Origin of the sequence: Paenibacillus sp. FSL L8-0470, from assembly GCF_038008625.1 — a bacterium.
Taxonomy (GTDB): Bacteria; Bacillota; Bacilli; order Paenibacillales; family Paenibacillaceae; genus Paenibacillus_AQ.
The window spans coordinates 7160822-7183657 of sequence record NZ_JBBOZM010000001.1 but is presented as its reverse complement, the minus strand read 5'-3'; the positions used below and the strand labels follow the sequence as shown (position 1 = coordinate 7183657).

The following is a 22836-nucleotide window of genomic DNA, read 5'->3' as shown; positions in this document are numbered from 1 at the left end:
TTTCAGTTCATTGTAGAATGGATAAAAACAAAGGTATATCATTGACACGGTTACAAGGGAGCATGCCCATGAAGAGGTTCTGGTTCAGGAAAAAGTATATTCCGTTCACCTACAAGATGATGATTCCATATCTCATTCTTGTATTGCTGACAGATGTGCTGGTCGGCTATATCGCATATACGATGCTTATTCAATCCAGGACAGAGATGGCGGAAACGAATATCAGGACCGCTCTGAAGCAGACAAGGAACAACATCGAATACCAGACGGATGAAATCAAACGAATGAGTAATTCGCTGTTTCTCAATTCGAACTTTCAAAATGCTCTTCAGTTTAGGGGGGAGCCTTTAGATAACATGCTTAAGATGAGAGACGATATCGTTCCTTATATGAAGGCCCCTCTGCAATTGTACGGGAACAAGCTAAGACTTGCGCTCTATACCGTGAATGAGACGATGCTTGAAATAACCGGTGACGATATGTCGATGCCGATCGGTAGAAGCGATTATTATGTTCTTCCTTACCGGACGATCGAAAATGCGGAGTGGTTTCAGTCGATCGTCACGGATAGCAAAGACAGCGTGTGGCTTCAGGCAGACACCGATCGCGAGCTGGGCAACATTTCGTATGTCCGTAAGCTCGTTTCTTCAAATGGTCCGGCCGTTATCGGTTATATTCGTGTCACGGCGAGAATTGACGAGCTTTTTGGCAATTTCGATACCTTTCCGGTTGAACAGGGGCTTGACCTTCGTTTGATTGACAGGATGCAAGGATCGACTATATATGAACAGGGTATTGTAGATGAGCATGCGAAGCAAGATTCTTATTTGATTATTAGCGAAGATGTTCCGATACCGGGATATGCCATCGAGGCAAGGGTACCGCACACTTATTTGAACAAAGACGCGAGCAGAATGCAGAAGGTGATTGGCACCGTCTGTTCCATCAGCTTTTTGGTTATGGCTGTTATCGGCTTCCTGGTAGCCCGAATCTCCGGCAAAAAAATTAAACGGATCGTATATTTGGTCCAGTCGTTTCAGGAAGGGAATTTTTACAAAAGAATCGGCTTTTCAGGAAATGATGAATTTGTTTACATTGCCAATAGCTTTAATCAAATGGCCACGAGCATCCAGGAACTGATCCGCGACGTCTACGAGCAGGGCATCCAGAAAAAACAAGCTGAGCTGGATGTGCTGCAAGCCCAAATCAGTCCGCATTTCTTGTACAACACACTGTCGACGATTGGCAGTCTGGCCAATTTGGGCGAAGTTGAGAAGGTAACGGGGATGGTACAAGGCCTTTCCAAATTTTACCGGCTTACCTTAAACGAAGGACATGTGTATATCTCTCTGGAAAAAGAGTTGGAGCAGGTAAGGACCTATCTTGAAATCCAGAGAGTAAAGTATGCGGATGCCTTCAAGGTTTATTATGATATCGATCCGGAAATTTTACGGATTCCCATTATTAAGCTGATTTTGCAGCCGTTTGTCGAGAATATATTCAAGCACGCCTGGTTCGGTGAGACGATTGCGATCCGTATTACCGGAAAGCGGCTTGGTGACCGGATTGAACTTAAGGTCATTGATAACGGGATCGGTATGCGGCCGGATACCCTTAGAACAATGCGGTCGAACCCGCTTCATTCTGACAGCTATGGTCTGAGAAACGTGGAAGAACGAATTAAACTGAGATACGGCAATGATTTCGGCATTCAGATTGGCAGCCATTTTGGGGCGGGAACGACAGTTCAAATTATTTTACCGGTCGATAATGCAGAAATCCGGGAAGTTATGGGGGAGTAGGAGGGTCATGGTGATGGAGATTAACGTTCTGCTGGTGGATGACGAAGTGGTCGATTTGGAATGGCTCAGACGGCGTGTGGCGGGCAATGAGCATTTGCCTTTGCATAACGTTAGAACGGCCGCGAGCGGGTTCGCCGCTCTCAAAGTGATGGAGCAGTATCCTGTTGACATCATTCTCTCCGATATCCGTATGCCCATTATGTCAGGAGTAGAATTTGCGCGGAAAGCGAAGGAGATCAACCCTGAGGTCCATATTGTTTTTATTAGCGGACATCAGGATTTCAGCTATGCCAAAGAAGCGATTCAATTGAGCGCATCCGGTTATTTGCTTAAGCCCGTCGATGACGATGAGCTAAACGATATGCTGAGCGGACTCTGCGCCAAAATTGAGAAAGCCCGGAAGCAGCATATCTCCTTGTCGGAGACGCTGACGCTTGTCAATCAGGAGCTGCTGCTGCGCTGGTTTAACGAGTCCACTCCGGGGCAGGTCGAGACGCATATTCAGAGTTTCCTTGAGCCCTATTTACAAGATGCGTCCGCGGTCGCCATCGTTGAGATCGACGACATGGCGTGGAAAATCCAGTCATGGACGGAAGAGAAACGAAGTATATGGAGCAGCAGCGCCAATCATTTCATCCGGAAGTTCGCTCACGATCAAAATTTAGGCATGGTCATCACCACCTATGACTATCACTTTGTGATATTGGCTGCGGTTCAGGAACAACATTTCACAGCTTTGATGGAAGAGCTGATTCGGGCGTTCTATCAGGAATTTTCCTTTTCCATTACCATCGGCCGGGGGATGTACACAACCGAACTCGACAAGCTGCATAAGTCCTACCGGCAGGCTCAGGCCGCTTTAAGCATCAAATGGATTGTCGGGAAGAACAGGCTCATCCAAGACGCCTCCGAGTGGCATCCAAAGGAAAAGATCGCTGCGGATGTAGAGGTTATTGTTGACCGGATGCTTAAGGCTATGCTCGACTACGACCTTACAACCATTGACGATTGCTTGCTGCAGCTGTTTGCCGGAGACAGCCCGATCTCCCAGAAAAACGACATCTACGACATCATTATTCGGATTACCTCCAAGCTTCATGCCGATCTGCGGCAAATGAATGAGCATTTGTACGAGATTTTGAATTGGGATTCCCATCATCCTTTTGTGCTGTTTCAGTTCGAAACGGTGCATGATATCCTTTCGTGGCTGAGAAGAAGGTTCTTTGAACTGTCGGAGCTGCTGTATTTGAAGCGGCAAAGACAAAAGCGGAAGCTAATTGATGAAATTACGGAATATGTGAAAGGAAGATTGGAGCAAAAAGTAACGCTGAACGAGGTTGCCGCTCATTTCGATTTTACGCCCAACTATCTGGGTCATCTGTTTAAAGTCGAAACCAACAGTCTATTCAGCGATTTCCTGGGCGAATTGCGAATGAAGCGGGTATGCGAGCTGCTCGAAGATCCGACGAAGAAAATATATGAAATTGCAGAACAGGCCGGATATAAAAATATTATTTATTTCAATAGGCAGTTCAAGCAGTACATGGGCATGTCCCCCGGCGAGTACCGGAAGAGAAACAAAATTTGAATCTATTCGTGAGGCTCTTGTTCCGGACGGGACAGGGCTTATTTTTTGTCGAATCGTTGAATTAGTATTAGGTTTAGTTGTTTCGCTGAATTATGCCGCTGCACCCGCCCTATTATAATCAGAGATATAGAGAAGAGAGGGGTGCAAAGATGAAAGGGCATACATTTTGGAGCGATTTGAAAAACTATAGGGTTCTCTTATTGATGCTGGCACCAGCGGTTGCATTTTTTCTTCTGTTTGCCTATGTCCCGATGGCAGGCATCATTATTGCCTTCAAGCATTATGACTACGCTGGCGGTATTTTTGGGAGTGCCTGGAACGGACTTGACAACTTCCGCTTTTTCTTTGAATCGGGAGATGCCTGGCGGGTCACGCGAAATACAGCATTGTACAACATTGCGTTTATTATTGTGAACAACTCGTTGCAAATATTTGCAGCAATCATGTTGTTTGAGGTCGGCGGCAAATGGTTCCGGAAAATTACACAATCGGCGCTGTTTCTTCCTTACTTTATCTCATGGGTCGTTGTCGGGGCGATTGCCTATAACCTGCTCAACTATGATATCGGCACTGTGAATGCGCTGCTTAGAGGCTTAGGACTGGAGCCTGTCGATATTTACAATACACCTTCCTACTGGCCGTATATCCTGGTTCTCGTTTCTGCCTGGAAAGGTCTTGGATACGGAACGGTGATGTACCTGGCCGCGATTACGGGCATAGATACCGAGATGTATGAAGCGGCTGAAATTGATGGTGCCAATATTTTTCAGCGGATCATGAAAGTGACGATTCCCAATCTTTATCCGACGATTATTATTCTGGTGCTGCTGGCGGTCGGGAATATCTTCCGGGGTGACTTCGGGATGTTCTATAACATGATCGGCAACAACGGTTTGTTGTTCTCTTCGACAGATGTTATCGACACTTTTGTTTTCAGATCGCTGATTACTTCTAATGACATCGGCATGTCGGCTGCGGCTGGCGTTTTCCAATCTGTTCTTGGATTCGTGACGATCATGACCGTGAACTTTGCTGTCCGTAAATACGACAAAGACCGCGCCCTGTTCTAAGCGCAGTAGGAGTTTAGTTTTTCAAAATGGAGGTAACGATATGAAGCAGCTCGATCGTAAAATATTCTCAGGTATTGGTTATGTATCCCTGATTTTTCTCGCGATATTATGTATTTTTCCCTTTGTGCTTGTCGTATCGTCATCCTTTACGGAAGAAAATAAAATCATTACGGAAGGCTATCAATTTATACCGACTGCATTTTCTACGGAAGCCTACAGCATTTTGTTTAAGTATCCCGAGCAAATGATTCAGGCCTACCTGGTGACGATAGGTGTTACGATAATAGGCACGCTGCTGGGCTTGTTTCTGACCTCGATGACCGCTTACGCGCTGTCCAGAAAAGATTTCAAGTGGCGCAACAAGTTTTCCTTCTTCTTCTTCTTTACGACTTTGTTTAGTGGCGGGCTGGTCCCGTGGTATCTGCTTATGGTCAACTACCTGGATATGAAGGATACTCTGGCGGCCTTAGTGATTCCAATGATGCTCAACGTCTTTTATATCATTGTCATGAAGTCTTTTATGGGCAGCATTCCGGAAGCAATTGTCGAATCGGCCAAAATTGACGGCGCAGGCGACTTCAAGATCTATGCCCGTCTAATCCTGCCGCTCTCTAAACCGGCGCTCGCTACAATCGGATTGTTCCTTGCACTTGCCTATTGGAACGACTGGTACAACGCGCTGCTATTTATATCCAATGAAAACCTGATGCCGCTCCAATATTATTTATATAAAATGCTTGGCAATATGGATGGCATGCGAAAAGCTATGATGGGTGCGGGAGCCGTCGTAACTACTTCGATTCCGACCGAAAGCTTGAAGATGGCGATGACGGTTGTAGCGACCGGGCCAATTCTGCTAGCTTATCCGTTCGTACAGAAGTACTTCGTCCAAGGCTTGACGATTGGCGCTGTGAAAGGGTGAACCCGGGGAAACCCGGTTAATCAATATATTTAAACATAAGGGGGAAGGTTTGAAATGCTGAAGAAAAATAGATTGATCATGTTGGCGCTCGTTTTAACCTTCGTAATGATTTTGAGTGCATGCGGCGGCGGAAAGAACAATACCAATGCACCTGCTCAGGCTACTAACAATGCATCAGAGTCAGCAGAGCCAGGCAGCGATACGACAGGCGGCTCAGACACCTCAGGCGCCATTGATACCTCCAAAGAAGTGAAGCTGAAAATGATTTTTGTGGGTCCCAAGCCTGTAGACTATGATATCGTTTTTGCTGAAATTAATAAAAAGCTGAAAGAAAAAATCAATGCCACGGTCGAAGGCGAGTTCCTGGACTGGTCTGACTGGGCGCAAAAATATCCACTGAAGCTGGCGGCGGATGAAGATTTTGACCTCATCTATTCAGCAAACTGGGCCGGCTACAATGATCAGGCGCTGAAAGGCGGATTCCTGGAATTGACCGATGAGCTGCTTACCAAATATATGCCGCAAACGATGGCTACGATGTCTGATGTGGGCTGGGATCAGGCGAAAGTAAACGGAAAACTGTACATGGTTCCGCAGAACAGAGGGGAGTCCGTCGAAAAGCTGATTCTGTATCGTGAAGATTTGCGTAAGAAACACAATCTGCCAGAAATCAACAGCCCGGAAACCTATGCTACTTATTTGAAAGCAATAGCTCAAAAGGAGAAGGGCGTATCGCCTTTCACTCCGGAAACAGGGGACTGGAAATTTCATAATTTGGACCGTGTCTTGCTGAAGCAGCAAAATGAATGGAATATGTTTGATCTCGACCTTCCGTTTGCCTTTAAATTGACGGATGAAAAAGGGCAAATCTTTAACGTATATGAAACGCAGGAGTTCAAAGATCTGCTCGTGTATTACAAGGATCTTGCCGATAACAATGCATGGTCGAAGAACGTTCTGAACAGCAAAAACGATCATCAGGCGGATTTCAAAGCAGGCAAAACGGCATCGATTACGCACAACAACGGAACGCTTGGAGCACTCATGGCTTTAATGCGCCAAGAAAATTCTCCTTATGAAGTAGCGCTGGCCGACATCAACCAAGGCAAGAAAAAATCGGTAGCTATTTCTACACAAAACGGTACGTCGGTCCATGCAACTTCCGAGAATCCGGAACGTTCCCTGATGTTAATCGATCTGATGCAAAATGATAAAGAGCTGCATGATCTGATGATGTACGGCGTAAGCGGTGTACACTATGAAGCGGTGGGCGACGACAAATATAAAGCAACCGCTAAAAATGCGAACTTTACCGGCTTCTCGAACTGGAGCTTCAACTCACCGCTCAACCGTGACAATGAAGCCTTCCCGCAAGAAATTTCCGATCTGGTGAATGGCTGGGAAGCAAAAGAAGTCTACCATTATCCGCTTGAAACGTTTGTATTCGACAACAGCAAAGTGAAAACGCAAATCGCCAATATAGGCAATGTGATGCTCCGCTATGCGGTTCCGCTTGAGTACGGGGTAATTGATGACATCGACAAAGGCCTTGCAGAGCTGAACAAGCAACTGAAATCGGCTGGCATTGATAAAATCCAGGCTGAACTGCAAGCTCAAATTGATGCTTTCTTGGCAAACAAGTAAACAACTCTAATGAGCAAAACCTCCACCCAAAAGGGAGGCCGCTGAAAAAGTCCATTAAAATCTCAAAAAGACATTCTCCTCATTTTTCTGAAGAGAATGTCTTTTTTGATCGGTATAAAAAGGCAGGTGGTCCCAATCTCTCTGAGCAGCCTGATCATTAAAATAGCACTTTCACTTAATCCCTTCATTCGCAGCAGCTTTTTACTAGTATTATATTCCCATATGGTCATATAAATGGTATGCTATTGTAAAGTTGTGCAAACGATTTCCTAAATTGAGTAGGAGGTATTGAATGGTATTAATTGAAATTGAGTTTGCTATTGAATTTAATGATGAAGCTTTAGATATTATAATCTTTAAAAACCGTTGAAGATCTGTGTAACTCATTATTCTAATCAGATTGGAGATTATGAGTATGACTTTAATTTTACCTTTTATTCATCCAAACAAAGATAATTATTTACTTGATCAGGTGAATTGTCTAGAAAAAACGTTATTAATTGTTGCAGAGGGGAAAAGGAGTTACTTTTCAAACTATTATCTAATTCTTCAGAAGTGTTTTGAATTATACCATAGTTCGAATTTAAAAATTGATTTCAGCCAGTTTTGTAAGAACACTGAAAAAGTTATGAGTCTTTTGGGTCTAAAGGTACATTATTTCCCCCTGTGCAAAGATATACATACGATTATTAGGGAACAAATAAATCTCCAAAGACCAGTTCTTGTCTCCGGCAACTTGAAAGCGCTCTATTACAGTCATCATTATAATGTATCTGATTGGATGCATTTATTTTTAATTAAAGGGTACAATGCCACAACAGGGGTTTATTATATTATGGACAGTGCACAAAAGAAAAATGAAGGTTATAAGTATGATGAATTTGTTATCACTACGGAAATGTTAGAAAGTTTGGCGACATCCTCTCATGAAACATATAATACAGAATACTTTTTCTCAATTGAAAGCTTACATGTAGAACCACTAGAATCAGAATTACTTATTACCTGCATAAACGAGATCCTAAATGCACCGATATATAATGAGATTATAGCCATGGAACAGCACCAAGAGAACAACAGCGGAATAACTACTGAATACATTGGCACCAAGTTATTAGGGATGGTTAAATCAAAGGAAGTCCTTAACGCAGAATTAGTGATACAATTTAAGCGTTTTTCAATAAATAGTACCTTAATAGAGAAAATAGAGGAGACATCCGCGCAACTTATTAAAGAATGGAAAACAGTTATTTCGGTTTATTTAAAAAGCTTAATTACAGAAAACCGATCCTTTAGTGTACAAGTGAACTCAGAAAAAGCAATAATATTAGAGAATTCCTTAAAAACTTATTTAAAAGAAGTTTTAATTATGCTTTATTCATTACGGGAAATACAACAGAAAGAAATGCCTGAAATGAAATGGAACACAGAAAACAATGAAGAAGGTATTATACAGTCTGACGAAGATATGATTAAGTTTTGTATTCAAACTGATAAAGAATATGATTACAATAATTCTCCTAAATTTATGTATCATATAAAGCCTAATCAAAATTTTATATATAATGTACAGATTTCTATTGCACAAGAACCTAAAGTGTCTGCATATCAAGCGGGTATTATCTTTAGGACAAAACTTGGTGAGACATATATTTGGGGTATTTTTAACAATGAAAAAGTTGTTTTATCCAAATCTATTGATCCGATATTTAGTTATAATGTAGCTCGGAATGTTGAGATATTACAAGTGAGACTTGAGAATAATGGAGATTATGTATTTTCTGTTGCTGATCAAGGTACATCCATTGTAGAAGTTTACAGAACAAATATGCTTTCTGATTTAAGTGCGATTGGAATTGGATTCAGGAATTGGTATTCTGTAAATTCGTTGCAACTAGACTTGAAATCACATATTGAACTAATAGAGTAACAGTGGTACCTCCTAAAAGACGACATTCATTCGCCAAGCTGCGAATGAATGTCGTCTTTTTCTGATGTTCTTGCTTTCCGCCAATCCGATATAACAACAAGGAGAAGCTACTCAGACCTATTGAACAGGGGCGAGAACTAAAGTCTTCAGGTTTAGTTCCTGGTCTTTATCCATACCCAGGAAGTTGGCAGCATAGTACAGACCGTTCTGCTCCCAGAAGTAATAAGTTTGAGTTTTTATCTTTGTTTTGTCTGAGCTGTTGTAAAAAGGTTCAGAGTATACGTGTGCGTTATCGGCATAAGCTGAAATTTCGATGCCGTTAATCTCCAGCTTCCGAATGAACGAGAGCTTGGACGTATTGAACAGTGGAGCTTTGCTCTGATAAAGCGAAAGTACATCATTCATATCATAGATTTTGGAATCGTGAGGTGCCCGATAGTCATTCCACAGGGCATCCGAGGTCTGTCTGAACGAGAACCCTGTGTTCTGGTCTCCGGCTTTCAGCAATACCGAGTCGGCCAGCGTAAGCTGGGTGTCGGGCAAACCGAACGGAAACTTCACGTTAAAGCCGAGAATATTCTTCGCTTCGAGCAAATCTTTTTCGTCGTATAGAGGAAAAGAATTTCCCTCCCCATCGTAGCGGACATGCTGAACCTGCTGCGGAGAAACAAAGGATTGCACGACTTTCGATAGCTCCTCTTGTGTGAACAGGCTGTAGGAATTGACCGCATATGCTATATCCTTGTCTTGCCAGATGTAGCTTATGCCCGTCCCCGGCTTACGCCCGTTGACTTGTGTTGCCGTGAATAGAGTGCCTTGGATATTACCCATCGCAACCGCCTCCTGCCGGTAAGAAGGAGAGGTTGTAGCCTCTTGGGAGTATGGAGCACCCCACAATAAATTGTGCTCCAGCATATTACCCTTGCCTTTGGAGGCGAGCATCTCGAACTGCTTCTCGTCTTCTTGTCCGAAATGGGATACATAAGTAATGGTTACTGTATCAATGAGGTCAACTTTGTTCGGATTGGAGAATAGCTTATTCAATGCCACATTCTCAAGCTGGTAACCTTCGGGCAGATAGTCAGGTACTTTAAAGTCGAATTTGGAAAAAACGATCGCCCGGTCTAGACGGTTAAACCATTTGAACGAGTTCATCGGTCTGACGATCCTGAATGAAGAAACAGTTTGCTTCTGGGAGTCTGTTGCATGGGTATTCACATCCGGCTGGGTGCCATTTGCATCTTGTGCTCCATTGGTGAGCAAGACGATGCTCAAGGCAAGAACCAAGAGAATAGCGGCGGCGGATAGCTTGTACGAACCTTTTTTGAACTTGGCGATCATCGTCACTCTCCGTTTCGTTTCATTCTGGTGCTCAAAGAAATGCGAAAGATTGACCCGCGGGGCAGAGGTTCTGGAAAATAAGCGCGACAGCATAAGAAGTGTCATACCGTACGACGCAGCTTCCTTTTCACCCAGCACCTCGAGCGCGCCTGCGTCGCAGGCGACCTCACGATCGGCATTCATTTTTTTCATGGCCAGCCGAACCAGCGGATTGTACCAATGGAGCCAGACCGCTAACGTCCACAGGGAATTGAACCATAAGTCTTTGCGTTGATAGTGGGTCAGCTCATGCAGCAGAATATGTGTGAGCTGCCTTGTATCGGCAATTACGACGATATCTTCGGGCAAATAAATTCTCGGCTTCATTAAGCCATAGAGACATGGGCTGCGAAGGCTGCTCGTTTCATAGACGGGAATGGTTTGGCGAATGCCTAATTTCTCTAGGCACGCCGCGAGAACGGAGAGCACCTCCGGGTTGTCTGACTTGCGGGAGGTTCCGGCCCTGCTTCTGAATTTGAGCGTGAAGAACAGGGAGTATGAACCGAAAAAAAGGAGTCCTCCAAGCCAAACTAGCGTGCTTACTGCTAACCCGCTCAGCCCATCGCAAACTTTCTCATAGATGTTCTCTTGAGGGGGCGGCTGTGCAATAGACGAGCTTTGTTCTCCCGAACGGATCGGGACAGTGTCTGGACGCAAGGTTTTTTCTCCACTATCCGTTACTGTCACCTTCGTACTGGAGTCGGATTCGGAGGAAAGCATCGGTAGGGTATTCTTTTGATTCAGACTCCATTCAACAGGCAACGCTTGCGGTATTAGATTGAATAGGCTGACAGGGCTTTGCGGAGCGAAGGGAACCAGCAGCTTAATCAAAACGATAAACCACAATGCATGCAGGATTCTAGGGCTAAGGCGCTTGAGGAACAGCTTCCGGGCCAAGAGCAACAATAGCAGGATGACCGTTGAAGCCAGGGACGCGGCCAGGAAGAGGAGGAACAGGGTGTCGATAGACTTCATGAGTTCTTCTTTTTCTCCAAAAGTTGTTGAAGCTCCTCAATTTCTTTCTCAGAGAGGTTCTCTTCTTCGAGAAATTTCGCGCATAACATACCGACGGCCCCTTTATAAACCCTGTCCAGGAAAGAACGATTTTCAGTTTTTAAGTATTCATCGTGTGAAACCAGCGGGTAGTAGAGATAGTTCCGGCCGGACTTCTCGAATGCAATCGCCTTTTTCTTATGCAGCCGGTTCAGAAAGGTTTTAATCGTCTGATCCGACCACTGCATCTGCTGCGTCAGCTTGGAAATAATCTCATTAGCGGACAAAGGCTCTTTTTGCCAGAGGAGCTTCATCACTTCGCTTTCGGCCTCGGTAATGCGTGGGGATTCCTGCATTGTCTTCACCTGTTTTCAATAATTTTTGTTTACGTCTGTAAACGATAGTTATAGTTTACAAGTGTAAACGTAACGAGTCAAGCCGAAAGCGAATCATCCGGTATTCCCATATCAAACATCTGCATATAAATGTCATACGGATTGTGTAAACTTTTGATTTTTTATTTGCTTCAAATTGTATATAATTATCTGATAACAGCCGATAACGTTTTTAATAGTATTCCTGAGTGGAGCCTTGCCTCTTACAGCCCCTAAGCAGTCGGTCTGGCTCTTTTTTGCAAATATAAAAGAGATAAGGAAGGTTTTTTATGAGCAGCGAACAGAAAAAAACAGACATTATCTTAATTGGTGCCGGAGTCATGAGTGCGACTTTGGGAGCTTTGCTGAAAGAGTTAGCACCGGAATGGGAAATTAAAGTGTTTGAGAAGCTTGCAGGCGCGGGAGAAGAAAGCTCTAACGAATGGAACAATGCAGGTACGGGCCATGCGGCACTGTGTGAGCTCAACTATACTTCCGAGAAGTACGACGGATCCATAGATATCAGTAAAGCTGTAAAAATCAATGAACAGTTCCAGCTTTCCAGACAGTTCTGGTCTTATCTGGTGGAACGCAACCTGATTCGTCATCCGCAGGACTTCATTATGCCGCTTCCGCACATGAGTTGGGTGCAAGGGGAAAAGGACGTCTCTTATTTGAACAGGCGATTTAAAGCGCTATCAAAAAATCCTCTGTTTCAGGGGATGGAGTATTCCGATGACCCTGCGAAGCTGAAGGAATGGATTCCGCTGATGATGGAAGGCCGTACATCGAATGAACCGGTAGCTGCAACCAAGATCGACTCGGGAACAGATGTCAACTTTGGCGCCTTGACGCGCCTGTTGTTTGATCATCTAAAAAGCCAAAACGTCGAAATCAACTATAAGCATGGGATCAAGGATATTAAACGGACCAGCGACGGTATGTGGAAAGTTAAAGTGCATAATCTGGATAACGGTAAAATTGAGTACCATACCGCCAAATTCGTCTTTATCGGGGCTGGAGGCGGCAGCTTATCCTTACTGCAAAAAACCGGCATTCCAGAGTCCAAACATATTGGCGGATTTCCGGTAAGCGGATTATTTATGGTCTGCCACAATCCGGAAGTCGTCGCACAGCATCATGCGAAAGTATACGGTAAAGCCAAGCTTGGGGCTCCGCCAATGTCTGTCCCGCATCTGGATACCCGTTATATCGGCAACAAAAAGGCACTGCTGTTCGGACCGTTTGCCGGCTTCTCGCCAAAGTTCCTGAAAACGGGTTCGAATTTGGATTTGATCGGTTCGGTAAAACCGAATAATCTCCTCACCATGCTGGCGGCTGGTGTAAAAGAAATGTCTTTGACCAAATATCTGATCCAGCAGCTAATGTTATCGAATGAACAACGTATGGATGAAATACGCGAGTTTATTCCCAACGCCAAAAGTGCAGACTGGAGTATGGTGGCAGCAGGCCAACGTGTGCAGGTGATCAAAGATACGGAGGGTGGTAAAGGAACGCTCCAATTTGGTACCGAAGTAGTGAGTGCCGCCGATGGGTCGGTAGCTGCGCTGTTGGGCGCTTCTCCAGGTGCTTCTACTGCCGTTCACGTGATGCTGGAAGTACTTGAGAAATGCTTCCCGCAGCATATCAGGCAATGGGAGCCGAAAATAAAAGAAATGATTCCTTCTTACGGCATTTCACTGGAGGACAACCCGGAATTGCTCCAGGAGATTCTGGCTTCTCTAACGCAGACACTTGGTCTAAGTGAAAAAGAACCGCAAACGACCCCATAAACCATCCTTGAGTTGAACCGTTTCGTACGGTTCAACTTTTTTGTAGCGCTCCGGCTATAAGTCCTTATCCTCGAATGGAAACAATCCGGTTGCGGCCTTGATCTTTAGCTTCGTATAAGGCTTCGTCCACCGATTTGAACAAATCACTTAAGTAGGCAGCCGCGTCCCTTGGCTGCCGGGCCGTGAAATCACTGATACTTAGAAGACCCATACTAATGGTGACCGACACAGGCTGATCCACATTCTCGATACTCATCTTATTGAATTCTATGTTCGCTTTGAGCTGTTCGGCCAGGAGCAGTGCCTGTGACTCATCCGTATCCGGTAAATAAATAATGAATTCCTCTCCGCCATAACGGGCTAAGATGTCATCCTGCCGAATCGTTTGCTGCAGGATATCCACCGTACCGCAAATCACCGCATCTCCGGCCAAATGACCGTAACGATCATTGACCGCTTTGAAGAAATCAATATCTATCAGGATAAGTGTGGACGGGGCCCGGTATTCCCGGTTCTTGGTCACTTCACTCTCCAGCTGTTGGGTTAAATAGTGACGATTATAGCATCCTGTCAAGCTGTCGGTGATCGCCATCTTCGTAAGCTTGCGGTTGGTCTGAAACAACTCCTCCTGGACCTTGATTAAAGATTCGTTTCTTTCCTGGAGGATGCTGTTCTGATGATTAGTCTCCTCAATGAGCCGGCGAAGTTCGCTCATATCCTGGAACGTGATGATCCGCCCCACCCTGACAGCATTAACCATAATGGGCGCGGCATGAATGTGGATGTATAGCTGGATGTCAGGCTTCCAGAACTCAATCTCAGCCACCTCATCGGGACATTCCCGGTAACGAAGCAGGAAGTTTGCGTTCTCTACGGTGCTGCCGGGCAAGATGCCGGATATGTCGAACAGGTCACCGGCTTCCATTAGCAGGAGGGGGTGCAGGGCCTGATTGATTTCCACCACCTTTTCATGATCATCAAGCACTAGAATCCCATACTCCAACGTATCTATAATATCCTGGTGGGCGATGGTCACAATATCAAACACTTTATCCTGATGAATTGTAATCACAAAGAAAATAGCTGAGATCACAATACCCAAAGAGGTGAACCCCGGGATGACGGGCAAATAATCATCTAGTACAACATTCAGGAAGATATCGAGCATAAGAAATACGGTCACCGCCAGTATCCCTTTCAGCATGTACATGACCTGGTTTTTAATCCGGGGCGCCTGACCGGAGACCAGGGCTACATAAATGATATATAAGGATACGATGGCATGGATAACGAGAATCGAAATATTGATCCAAAAAATAGGACCATAGATTCTTTCTACATATCCGCCGTTTACAGGGAGAACAAACCAGCCATTCGGATTCAGCACCACACCGAGCGATGAGATGATAGCCGGGATGAACAGGAGCATTAATATTTTCCGCTTGAGAAATTGCGATTGGCCTGAGAGAAGAATGGTGAAGAAGATCCAGCCGGCAGTCAGCAGAGAAGCATCCACAAAGGCAAGCTTCACATAAAACAATTGGTGAATGGGGTCCCGGGCGGATCTGATGGCGAACTGGCAGTAAGGCCATATCATCATGGAAAAATGAAATGCCAAATATACTTTATGCAGATTTGTAATTGTGACTGAAGTAAATATGTATACGAACAAAAGAAATAAAATGAAGCAAAGTATCAAATCAATCCACGACTCCAAAGCCAATTGGTGCACCCTCTTGCTATTATTAGTAATTTGAATCAATGTGGGTCTAGAGTCTTATATATTGATTTTAATATATAATCAGCATGGAAAGATTACAAGATATTAAGGGGATTAATACAGGAAAGTACCATTCGGCCGTTGAATATATCCGAAACCGCACTATTGAATAAGTAGGCGTATCCAGATAAGCCGCAGGAGGAGAACAATATGAAGTCGATCACCGTTCAAAGTCTTACGGAAAAGTTTCATTTGGAGGTGCTTGCGGGTTCCAGCCGTATGGACCGTTTAATTACCCGTCCGCGGACGCATAGACCGGGGCTTGAGTTTGTGGGGTATTTTGATTTCTTTCCCATGGAGCGGGTGCAAGTGCTCGGGCGCAAGGAAATTAATTATTTATTGACGCTAAGCGTAGAAGAACGCAGGCTGCATATCGGGAATATCGTCAAATATCATCCGCCGTGTTTCATTGTGACGACAGGCCAGCAGGAGATCCCTTATCTGACCCTGTTCTGCGACCAGGAGGGCATTCCCCTGCTGCGGACAGCAGAGACGACAACCGAGTTCATCGCCAAGCTGGACAGCTATCTGGTGAAGACACTTGCGCCCGAGCTGTCGATCCATGGCGTATGCGTCAACGTATCGGGCATAGGCATACTGCTCAGGGGCAAGTCCGGGATCGGCAAAAGCGAAACCGCACACACGCTTATTAGAAGAGGCCACCGGTTCGTGGCGGACGATATAGTGGTGCTTAAGAAGCTGGGGCCGGCTACGCTGCTCGGGACGCATAATGAGACAACACGCGAGTTCCTGGCGCTGCGGAGCATCGGGCTGATTAATGTCGTACGCCAATACGGGCGCAGGGCTTTTCAGGACGAGACACGAATCGTACTCGACATTGAGCTGTCCCCATGGCGGGAGAATTCTCTGAATAATGAGCTGGAGCTGGTACCTAAGTTCACCGAATATCTTGGCGTCCAAATTCCGCATATCGAGGTCCAGCTTCAGCCGGGTCGTGATGTCGCCGGTCTGATCGAGGCAGCCGCCAACAATTGGTACCTGAAGCAGCTCGGTTACAGCGCCGTTGAAGATTTCATGAAGCGGATCGAAGATGGGATGCAGCCGTGAGCGTAGGGAATAGGGTAGAAAGACAGACTGCGAAGGAACCCTAGGCAGTCTGTCTTCTTTTTTATGGAATGTCCGGGTTTTATGTTTCTGACCGAAAGGTTTTACCGAGCGGATGACCCAGGCCGAAATAATGACGGAAATTATAGATTAACGGACTCCATTTTTGCGGATCGATATGATCTCCTTCAAGGATAATTTCTTTATGCGCATGTACATGCACAGCTTGGGTCTCAATAATAGCAAAGTCCGGAGAATGCTCAGGAATCCGAATGTTTTTTACGCGGGCTTCAATTTGTAGCGGGCATTCCATAATTCGTGCAGGTTGTACCGCTATAGACTGGGCAGGAGTCAATCCACTTATAGCATATTTGTCTTTTTGATAGGAAAATCCATATTTCTGCTTATGCTCTGGAACGGGGTTTTTGCCGGTATAAGGCGCTAATTGTTCTACATTCTCCCAAAGGGAAGGGCCCGGAATATTAATTACACACTCAGGAAGCAGCTCTAAATTTTCAAGCGCTTTCCCCTCCAGTCCAACCCCTAGTACAATACAATCTCCCAATGCCCATGATGAAGAAATAGGACTAATATTTACTGTTCCATCTTCATTTAATGTATTTAGCAATATGACCGGAGTTCCATAATAGAGAATTTTAGGTTTAATCAATTCTGTCTGTGGCATCTGGTTCGTATTGTTCATTAGTCGTTCTCCTCCTATTTTGTATACATCCTCCCTAATTGTATAATATAAATAGTTCAATCATCATCGAAATGTGGAATGCAAAAATGGAGGGCGAAAATGAAAGCAAATTCGAATGTAGCTGTGATTGCTTCTCTGGTGAGCGAAACTTCCCGTGCAGCAATATTAACTGTTTTACTGGATGGAAGGTTTCATGCAGCAAGTGAGTTAGCCTATATGGCAGGCATCCAGCCTCAAACAGCAAGTTTCCATTTAGCAAAAATGGTCAATGCTAACGTAGTTGCCGTTGAGAAACAAGGGAGACACCGGTACTATGGGATTCGTAATCAGGAGGTAGCCCAGGTGATGGAATCCTTGTTATCACTCGCTCCACCCGTCCCAATTAAGTCTTTAAGACAAGCTTCAGAGGATAAAGCACTGCGTTACGCAAGAACTTGTTATGATCATCTCGCCGGGAGTATAGGAGTTCAATTAACCAATGCCCTCCTTAGAGCAGGTATTCTGCGTGAAGATAAGGAAGGGTTTGCTGTAACTGAAGACGGGGAGGATTTTTTTGCAAGCTTTCAAATAGACGTTGAACAGGTTAAGAAAAAACGCCGCTCATTTTCACACAAATGTCTGGATTGGAGTGAAAGACGGCACCACCTTGCCGGAGCATTAGGGAGTGCTCTTCTGGAGAAGCTGTTAGAGGTGAATTGGGTGCAGCGTCTGCCTAACACACGAGCCATAAAGATTACTTCTGAGGGCAAAAGGGGCTTCAAGGAAGTTTTTTCATTGGATGTTGAGGATGAACAGGGATAACTCTCAAGCCTTCAGGGTATGTTAGGGAAAAGACATCAAGGGAGTGCATGAGGATGGCCAGAAGAAATAGAAGATATGCCGTGCCCGGGGCTGCACAGGGGATGCAGACGTTCAAAGCAGATGTGATGAAGAGCGAAGGTTATGCCGTTGATCCCAGCCACCCGGACAACGTAAAATACGAAGTGGCCAAGGAGCTGGGTATTCCTCTGCAGCCAGGCAACAATGGCGGTCTGACTACGGAATCAGCCGGACATATTGGCGGGAAAATCGGCGGTGCGATGGTCCGGGAAATGGTCCGTCTTGCCCAGGAGCAGCTTGCGAACAAAGACCAACCCTAAGCCATGAAGCTGCAGCAGCAGCTATACAGGCTTGCGTGCTTCTGCCGGATCAACTACATCATTCTTAATATAGCTAACTCCGTCCCTCTGGGGACGGTTTTTTGCGTTGACAAGCAGCAGCCCGAGTGCTGTATTCATCAGGACTCAGGCTGCATGTACCTTACAGTGAGAATAAAGTGCGCAAAAGGCCGCGCTTTTTGGGTGGAGCCTGAAGCTTGGCAGTGGCAATAGGGCGTATTTCTTCAGAGGACGATGTTTTGCTGTTTGGTTTCTGAATTGTTTCTATGGATACAGCCAATTGCTGGATCATCTGGCGCAGGTCCTCGAGTTCTTCACGCTGCCGGAGCAGTTGAACCGAGACCACTTCGTCGGCTTTCTGGTCAAGGGAGTGTTCAATATGAACGATGCGGGATAACAGCTCTTCCATAGGCTTATCCGGTGTGCGCAGGGGGCGCATATCTTGCAGCGGCTCTGCCGGCTCAGGTTGTTTGTTGCCCCCCAGATCAATACTATCCAAGGTCTCCCCATGCTCGATTCGCTCTTTAATAGATTGTAGCAGGCCGATTTCCTGCCCGGTGAAGATGTAGTGCCCAAATCGGTCCTTTGGAAAGAAATTAGGGAACATGGCGGCCCAACGTTTGATTGTCGTCTGGCTAACGGACAGCAGTTCTGCAGCTTCCTTTGTTTTTAACATTTCCATTTCGATTCCTCCGCTTCGGGGTGTTTGCTATAACCAATTCGTTGTCTTTAAGCGACTCCCTGCAAGGGTGACAAAGGAGGTGTCTATTCGCTAAACAAAGTGCTATTACGAGCAAACATACGGTTAGCTGAAGGATACTGTTCTACAAAAAAGGCCATTTCGTGCAGTCAAACCAGATAATAGATTAATAGGTTATTGCTGCTTATTATATACCCAAGCCCCTTCACAGTTTGTGCATAAAATATAAAGAGACTCCATTTCACTGAGTTTCAAAGATTGCAGATTTTAAGAGTAAGGAGGATGGTTATGAAAGGATTAATCTTATGCGCCGGTAAGGGAACAAGACTTCGGCCTTCGACTTATACCAAACCCAAATGCATGTTGCCTGTTAACGGGGAGTATATTCTTGTCTCCATCATTAAGAAGCTTGTTGCTGCCGGTATTACCGATATTGGAATCGTAGTGAACGCTACACAAGGGGAGATCCGGGAAACGATCGGGGACGGGGAGCGGTGGAACGCCTCTTTAACCTTTCTGCTGCAAGATGAAGCTAAGGGTCTGGCGGATGCGGTCAAAAGTGCAAAGTCTTTTATGGCGGATTCTCCTTTTGTATTAATGCTTGGCGATAATTTATATGAAGGTGACATAGAGCCCTTGATTGGCTCACTGGACGCGGATCATTTTAAGGCTTCGATATTGCTTCAGCGGGTCGAGGACCCCAGTCAATTTGGTGTTGCCGTGATTGAGGAACAGCAAATTGTCAGTCTGGAGGAGAAGCCGAAATCTCCGAAATCTAACTTGGCTATTGTCGGCGTATATGCTTTAACTGCGGCCATCTGGCCGGTCATTGAGAGACTTACGCCTTCTCCCCGCGGAGAATATGAGTTGACTGATGCCATTCAAATGCTCATCTCACAAGGCGGACATGTGGCGTACAGTGTGACGGAGGCGCCATTTTTTGATATCGGTACCCATGAACGCTGGCTTGAGGCGAATCGCTACAAGATGGATCATGATCCAAAGAACTTTGCAGACCGCTCTGATCAGGACAGTAAGGTTCAGTGGATTCCTCCCGTCATTGTTGATCCAACCGCCCTCGTAATGAACAGTGTGATTGGACCCCATGTGTATATTGGGCCGAATTGTGTCGTCGAAGATTGCATTATAACCAATAGTATTTTGACGGATGAGGTGCGGTTGTCCCATGTCCATGCGGCGGGAAGTGTGTTTGGATCACATGTTCATCTGGCCGAACAGGAAATTCACGAGCAGCCGGCCCGTCATATTCTGGGTGATCGTTCAACAGTCACAAGACTCCATTCTGACCCGCAGAACGGCGATTCAAAATAATTTAGATACGTACTGGGGATTAGTCCAATCCAGACACAGGGATAAACATACACTTAAAGTAGTCTAATGCATCAGACAAATGTGCAGGAGTATACTTTTAAGGGCAGGTGATCCTTGAGAATGATTGAGCTGGTTTTGACGATCAATGACAAAGACGGGAGCTATACCGAACATGCGGGTGTTGTACTTGCATCAATCTTTTCCAATACCCAGCAACCGATCAATGTGCACATTGTGCACGATGATACCTTAAGCGGAGAAAACAAGTGGAAGCTTACCCAACTGGTGGAAACATTCTATCACAACATTTATTTTTATCATGTTACTGTTCCTGAGGACTTGAAAGAGGTTGCGTCCGGTGTGCAAAAAATAGACTATTGGACGATAGCCAGTATGTACCGTTTGTTGTTTCCGCTAATTCTTCAGGTTGACAGGGTTATTTATCTGGACTGCGACATTTTGGTCAATATGGATATTAACGAATTGTGGAGCATCGATCTGGGAGAACGCTATTTGGGCGCAGTATTGGATCAGGGCGAAAATATGCTGGAGTATTTTATTTCACTTGGATTAAATGCGGAGGTGTATTTCAACTCGGGAGTCATTCTGTTCCAACTGGATAATATTCGTAAGCATCCGAACTGGTATGGAGAAATGCTTCATTTCTTGCGCTATTATCCAACGATGACCATGCCTGATCAGGATGTTCTGAATGCCATATACAGCTCCAACTTTTTGCAGATGGATCTGCGGTTTAATACATTCGCCCATGATGAACTGGATTTAAATAATAAAATTGTTCATTTCGCCGGAGACACCAAATGGTGGGAGCCGGAGTCTCCTGCATCACCGCTGTACAATAGGTTCCTTTCCATGACTCCCTGGTCTAAAGAATTCACACCAGAGCCAGTTTATGAACCGGAGCCGGTCTACATCGCCCCTGAGCTACCCGCTCAGGAAATCCATCATGTAGAAGAGATACAGCATGTGGAAGAGGTGCATCAGCCTGCAGAAATACTGCTTCCGCCGCCACCGCCACCGCCACCGCCACCACCACCACCACCACCACCACCGCCACTGGTCCCTGAGGTGGCCCCACCAGTTCCGGTGAAGCCTCCCGTAAAGCGGCACAGACTGAAACGCCGCAGAGTGTTGCGGTTAAAATTAAGACTGAGAAGAAAAAGATTGATCCGTCTCAAATTCCGCTCTCTCAAGCGGGTAAGGCTGATTAAAGGACATCGTGCAAAGAAGAGAAAAGTACGCAAATTGGCAATGAGAAGGCAACGTTTGGCCAGAAAAAAGAGAATTCATGTGGTAAGAAGAAAACATGCGTTAAAACGTACCTCATAAGGACCTATGCCAAGGATCTGTCCAGTGTTCCGGTATCTAAAGAAACCACTCCGCTCAGGAGTGGTTTCTTTAAGGATTGCCAATAGGTGAGGATTATGGGACTATAGTAGAAAAACAGCAAATGGGGAACAACAATACTATGTCGAATTTACCAAAATGTCCAAAATGTAATTCGGAATACACTTATGAGGATGGCAGCTTGCTCGTATGCCCGGAATGTGCCCATGAATGGAGTCTGGAAGCAGAGGCCGGGGACAGCGAAGATCAAAAGATTGTTAAAGACTCCAATGGAAATGTCCTGAACGATGGCGACACGATAACAGTGATTAAAGACCTGAAAGTTAAAGGAACGTCTTTGGTCGTGAAAATAGGCACAAAAGTAAAAAATATTCGTCTGATTGACGGAGATCATGATATTGACTGCAAAATTGACGGGTTTGGGGCCATGAAATTAAAATCAGAGTTTGTGAAAAAGGTATAAAAAGACAAAAGCGGCTTTAGCGATAACATTCGCTGGCCGCTTTTGTGCATCTTTCAACCCTTAATTTTTTTGAATGAGATCTCTTTAGCAAGAAGTTCGCGGAATTCCGCTACATTGCTGAAAATTCCATCCGGCGAAACATCGTAGACCAGGCTCTGGTAAGTGGATAACCAGCGGACACCGTAAGTACGCAGTCCGGCAGCCTTGCCTGCGAGGATGTCTGCATTGCTGTCACCTACGAATACAGCATCTGCCGGATCAAGGCCCAGTATGTTCAATGCTTTATGTATACCTTCGGGGTCTGGCTTGGGTCTATCCACGTCATCCCCTGTAATCGTGATATCAAAAAAGTCCGTCATGTTCAAAGCCCCGGTTGATATCTCAAACGCGCGTCTGCTTTTCCCCGTGATTACAGCAAGCTTCACACCTTGTCCCTTCAATAAATGAAGCAGATCCATAATTCCCTGGTCGGGTTGGAAATCTTCTTCAAAATGCCCCTGCTCATATAACGAGTAATAATCTTGAATACCTTGCAGAACGGAGGCTTTATCTTTGAAGTTGCCGCCAATGATGTCTTCCTCTGTCGGGCCAAACATGGCAACCAGTTCGTCATTCGTAACCTCTCGATTATCGTATTGCTTAAATACGGCTTTAAAGGCACTGAAGGATACCGGCAAAGTATCGGCAAGCGTCCCATCAAAATCAAATAATACGGCTTGAATTGACATATAAAGAGCACCCCATAAATTAGTATAGGAAATAAAATACATTA

At 45.2% G+C, this 22836-nt stretch carries 19 protein-coding genes; 13 read left to right on the top strand and 6 right to left on the bottom strand.

All coding sequences use genetic code 11. The features are described from left to right. Positions 1–68 precede the first annotated feature (68 nt). The 6 genes from NST99_RS32730 to NST99_RS32705 all read left to right on the top strand — a co-directional run bounded on the left by NST99_RS32730 (position 69) and on the right by NST99_RS32705 (position 8956). Complete coding sequence (locus tag NST99_RS32730; protein ID WP_341097303.1) at positions 69–1802, top strand: histidine kinase; 1734 nt, start codon at positions 69–71, stop codon at positions 1800–1802. Positions 1803–1815: 13 nt separating this feature from the next. Continuing rightward, complete coding sequence (locus NST99_RS32725; protein WP_341097301.1) at positions 1816–3390, top strand: response regulator; 1575 nt, start codon at positions 1816–1818, stop codon at positions 3388–3390. Positions 3391–3539: 149 nt separating this feature from the next. Continuing rightward, the gene (locus NST99_RS32720) at positions 3540–4460 is read left to right on the top strand and encodes an ABC transporter permease (protein ID WP_341097300.1); all 921 of its coding nucleotides are present in this window, start codon (positions 3540–3542) and stop codon (positions 4458–4460) included. 40 nt (positions 4461–4500) lie between these two features. Next, positions 4501–5382 carry a carbohydrate ABC transporter permease gene (locus NST99_RS32715; protein ID WP_341097299.1) on the top strand — a complete coding sequence of 294 codons (882 nt, stop codon included), beginning with the start codon at positions 4501–4503 and terminating at the stop codon, positions 5380–5382. Between the two features lie 54 nt (positions 5383–5436). Continuing rightward, entirely contained in the window at positions 5437–7026 is a 1590-nt protein-coding gene (locus tag NST99_RS32710) for an ABC transporter substrate-binding protein (RefSeq protein ID WP_341097298.1), read from the top strand. A gap of 415 nt (positions 7027–7441) precedes the next feature. Continuing rightward, positions 7442–8956 (top strand): hypothetical protein, encoded by a 1515-nt coding sequence (locus tag NST99_RS32705; protein WP_341097296.1) that lies wholly within the window; start codon positions 7442–7444, stop codon positions 8954–8956. 117 nt (positions 8957–9073) lie between these two features. On the opposite strand, the gene NST99_RS32700 is transcribed toward NST99_RS32705, so the two are convergent. Both NST99_RS32700 and NST99_RS32695 read right to left on the bottom strand, forming a co-directional pair. Next, positions 9074–11311 (bottom strand): M56 family metallopeptidase, encoded by a 2238-nt coding sequence (locus NST99_RS32700; RefSeq protein WP_341097294.1) that lies wholly within the window; start codon positions 11309–11311, stop codon positions 9074–9076. After that, positions 11308–11685 carry a BlaI/MecI/CopY family transcriptional regulator gene (locus NST99_RS32695; protein WP_038598023.1) on the bottom strand — a complete coding sequence of 126 codons (378 nt, stop codon included), beginning with the start codon at positions 11683–11685 and terminating at the stop codon, positions 11308–11310. The genes NST99_RS32700 and NST99_RS32695 overlap by 4 nt, the downstream gene beginning before the upstream one ends. A 308-nt stretch (positions 11686–11993) precedes the next feature. Between NST99_RS32695 and NST99_RS32690 the strand changes: the two genes are divergently transcribed. Continuing rightward, a complete protein-coding gene (locus tag NST99_RS32690; RefSeq protein ID WP_341097292.1) occupies positions 11994–13496 on the top strand; it encodes a malate:quinone oxidoreductase in 1503 nt (500 codons plus the stop codon). Between the two features lie 64 nt (positions 13497–13560). Here the strand turns inward: NST99_RS32690 and NST99_RS32685 are convergent, their stop codons facing one another. Beyond that, complete coding sequence (locus tag NST99_RS32685; protein ID WP_341097290.1) at positions 13561–15228, bottom strand: histidine kinase N-terminal 7TM domain-containing diguanylate cyclase; 1668 nt, start codon at positions 15226–15228, stop codon at positions 13561–13563. Between the two features lie 198 nt (positions 15229–15426). On the opposite strand from NST99_RS32685, the gene hprK reads away from it, so the two are divergent. Next, the gene (gene hprK / locus NST99_RS32680) at positions 15427–16344 is read left to right on the top strand and encodes an HPr(Ser) kinase/phosphatase (RefSeq protein ID WP_341097287.1); all 918 of its coding nucleotides are present in this window, start codon (positions 15427–15429) and stop codon (positions 16342–16344) included. Positions 16345–16423: 79 nt separating this feature from the next. On the opposite strand, the gene NST99_RS32675 is transcribed toward hprK, so the two are convergent. Next, positions 16424–17044, bottom strand: a complete 621-nt coding sequence (locus NST99_RS32675; RefSeq protein ID WP_341097285.1) for a flavin reductase family protein — start codon at positions 17042–17044, stop codon at positions 16424–16426. Between the two features lie 99 nt (positions 17045–17143). On the opposite strand from NST99_RS32675, the gene NST99_RS32670 reads away from it, so the two are divergent. After that, positions 17144–17845, top strand: coding sequence for an ArsR/SmtB family transcription factor (locus NST99_RS32670; protein WP_341097284.1), 702 nt, complete (start codon positions 17144–17146; stop codon positions 17843–17845). A gap of 53 nt (positions 17846–17898) precedes the next feature. After that, the gene (locus tag NST99_RS32665; RefSeq protein ID WP_341097283.1) at positions 17899–18183 is read left to right on the top strand and encodes an alpha/beta-type small acid-soluble spore protein; all 285 of its coding nucleotides are present in this window, start codon (positions 17899–17901) and stop codon (positions 18181–18183) included. A 160-nt stretch (positions 18184–18343) separates the two neighbouring features. Here NST99_RS32665 and NST99_RS32660 read toward each other — a convergent pair whose 3' ends face one another. After that, the gene (locus NST99_RS32660; protein ID WP_341097282.1) at positions 18344–18883 is read right to left on the bottom strand and encodes a MerR family transcriptional regulator; all 540 of its coding nucleotides are present in this window, start codon (positions 18881–18883) and stop codon (positions 18344–18346) included. Positions 18884–19189: 306 nt separating this feature from the next. Between NST99_RS32660 and NST99_RS32655 the strand changes: the two genes are divergently transcribed. The 3 genes from NST99_RS32655 (at position 19190) to NST99_RS32645 (ending at position 22064) form a co-directional block, all read left to right on the top strand. Next, on the top strand, positions 19190–20233 hold the full coding sequence (locus tag NST99_RS32655; protein WP_341097279.1) for a sugar phosphate nucleotidyltransferase: 1044 nt from the start codon (positions 19190–19192) through the stop codon (positions 20231–20233). A gap of 120 nt (positions 20234–20353) precedes the next feature. Further along, the gene (locus NST99_RS32650) at positions 20354–21583 is read left to right on the top strand and encodes a glycosyltransferase family 8 protein (protein ID WP_341097278.1); all 1230 of its coding nucleotides are present in this window, start codon (positions 20354–20356) and stop codon (positions 21581–21583) included. A 139-nt stretch (positions 21584–21722) separates the two neighbouring features. Then, positions 21723–22064 carry a zinc ribbon domain-containing protein YjdM gene (locus NST99_RS32645; protein WP_341097822.1) on the top strand — a complete coding sequence of 114 codons (342 nt, stop codon included), beginning with the start codon at positions 21723–21725 and terminating at the stop codon, positions 22062–22064. A 53-nt stretch (positions 22065–22117) separates the two neighbouring features. On the opposite strand, the gene NST99_RS32640 is transcribed toward NST99_RS32645, so the two are convergent. Beyond that, positions 22118–22792 (bottom strand): HAD family hydrolase, encoded by a 675-nt coding sequence (locus NST99_RS32640; protein WP_341097275.1) that lies wholly within the window; start codon positions 22790–22792, stop codon positions 22118–22120. Positions 22793–22836: the final 44 nt, after the last annotated feature.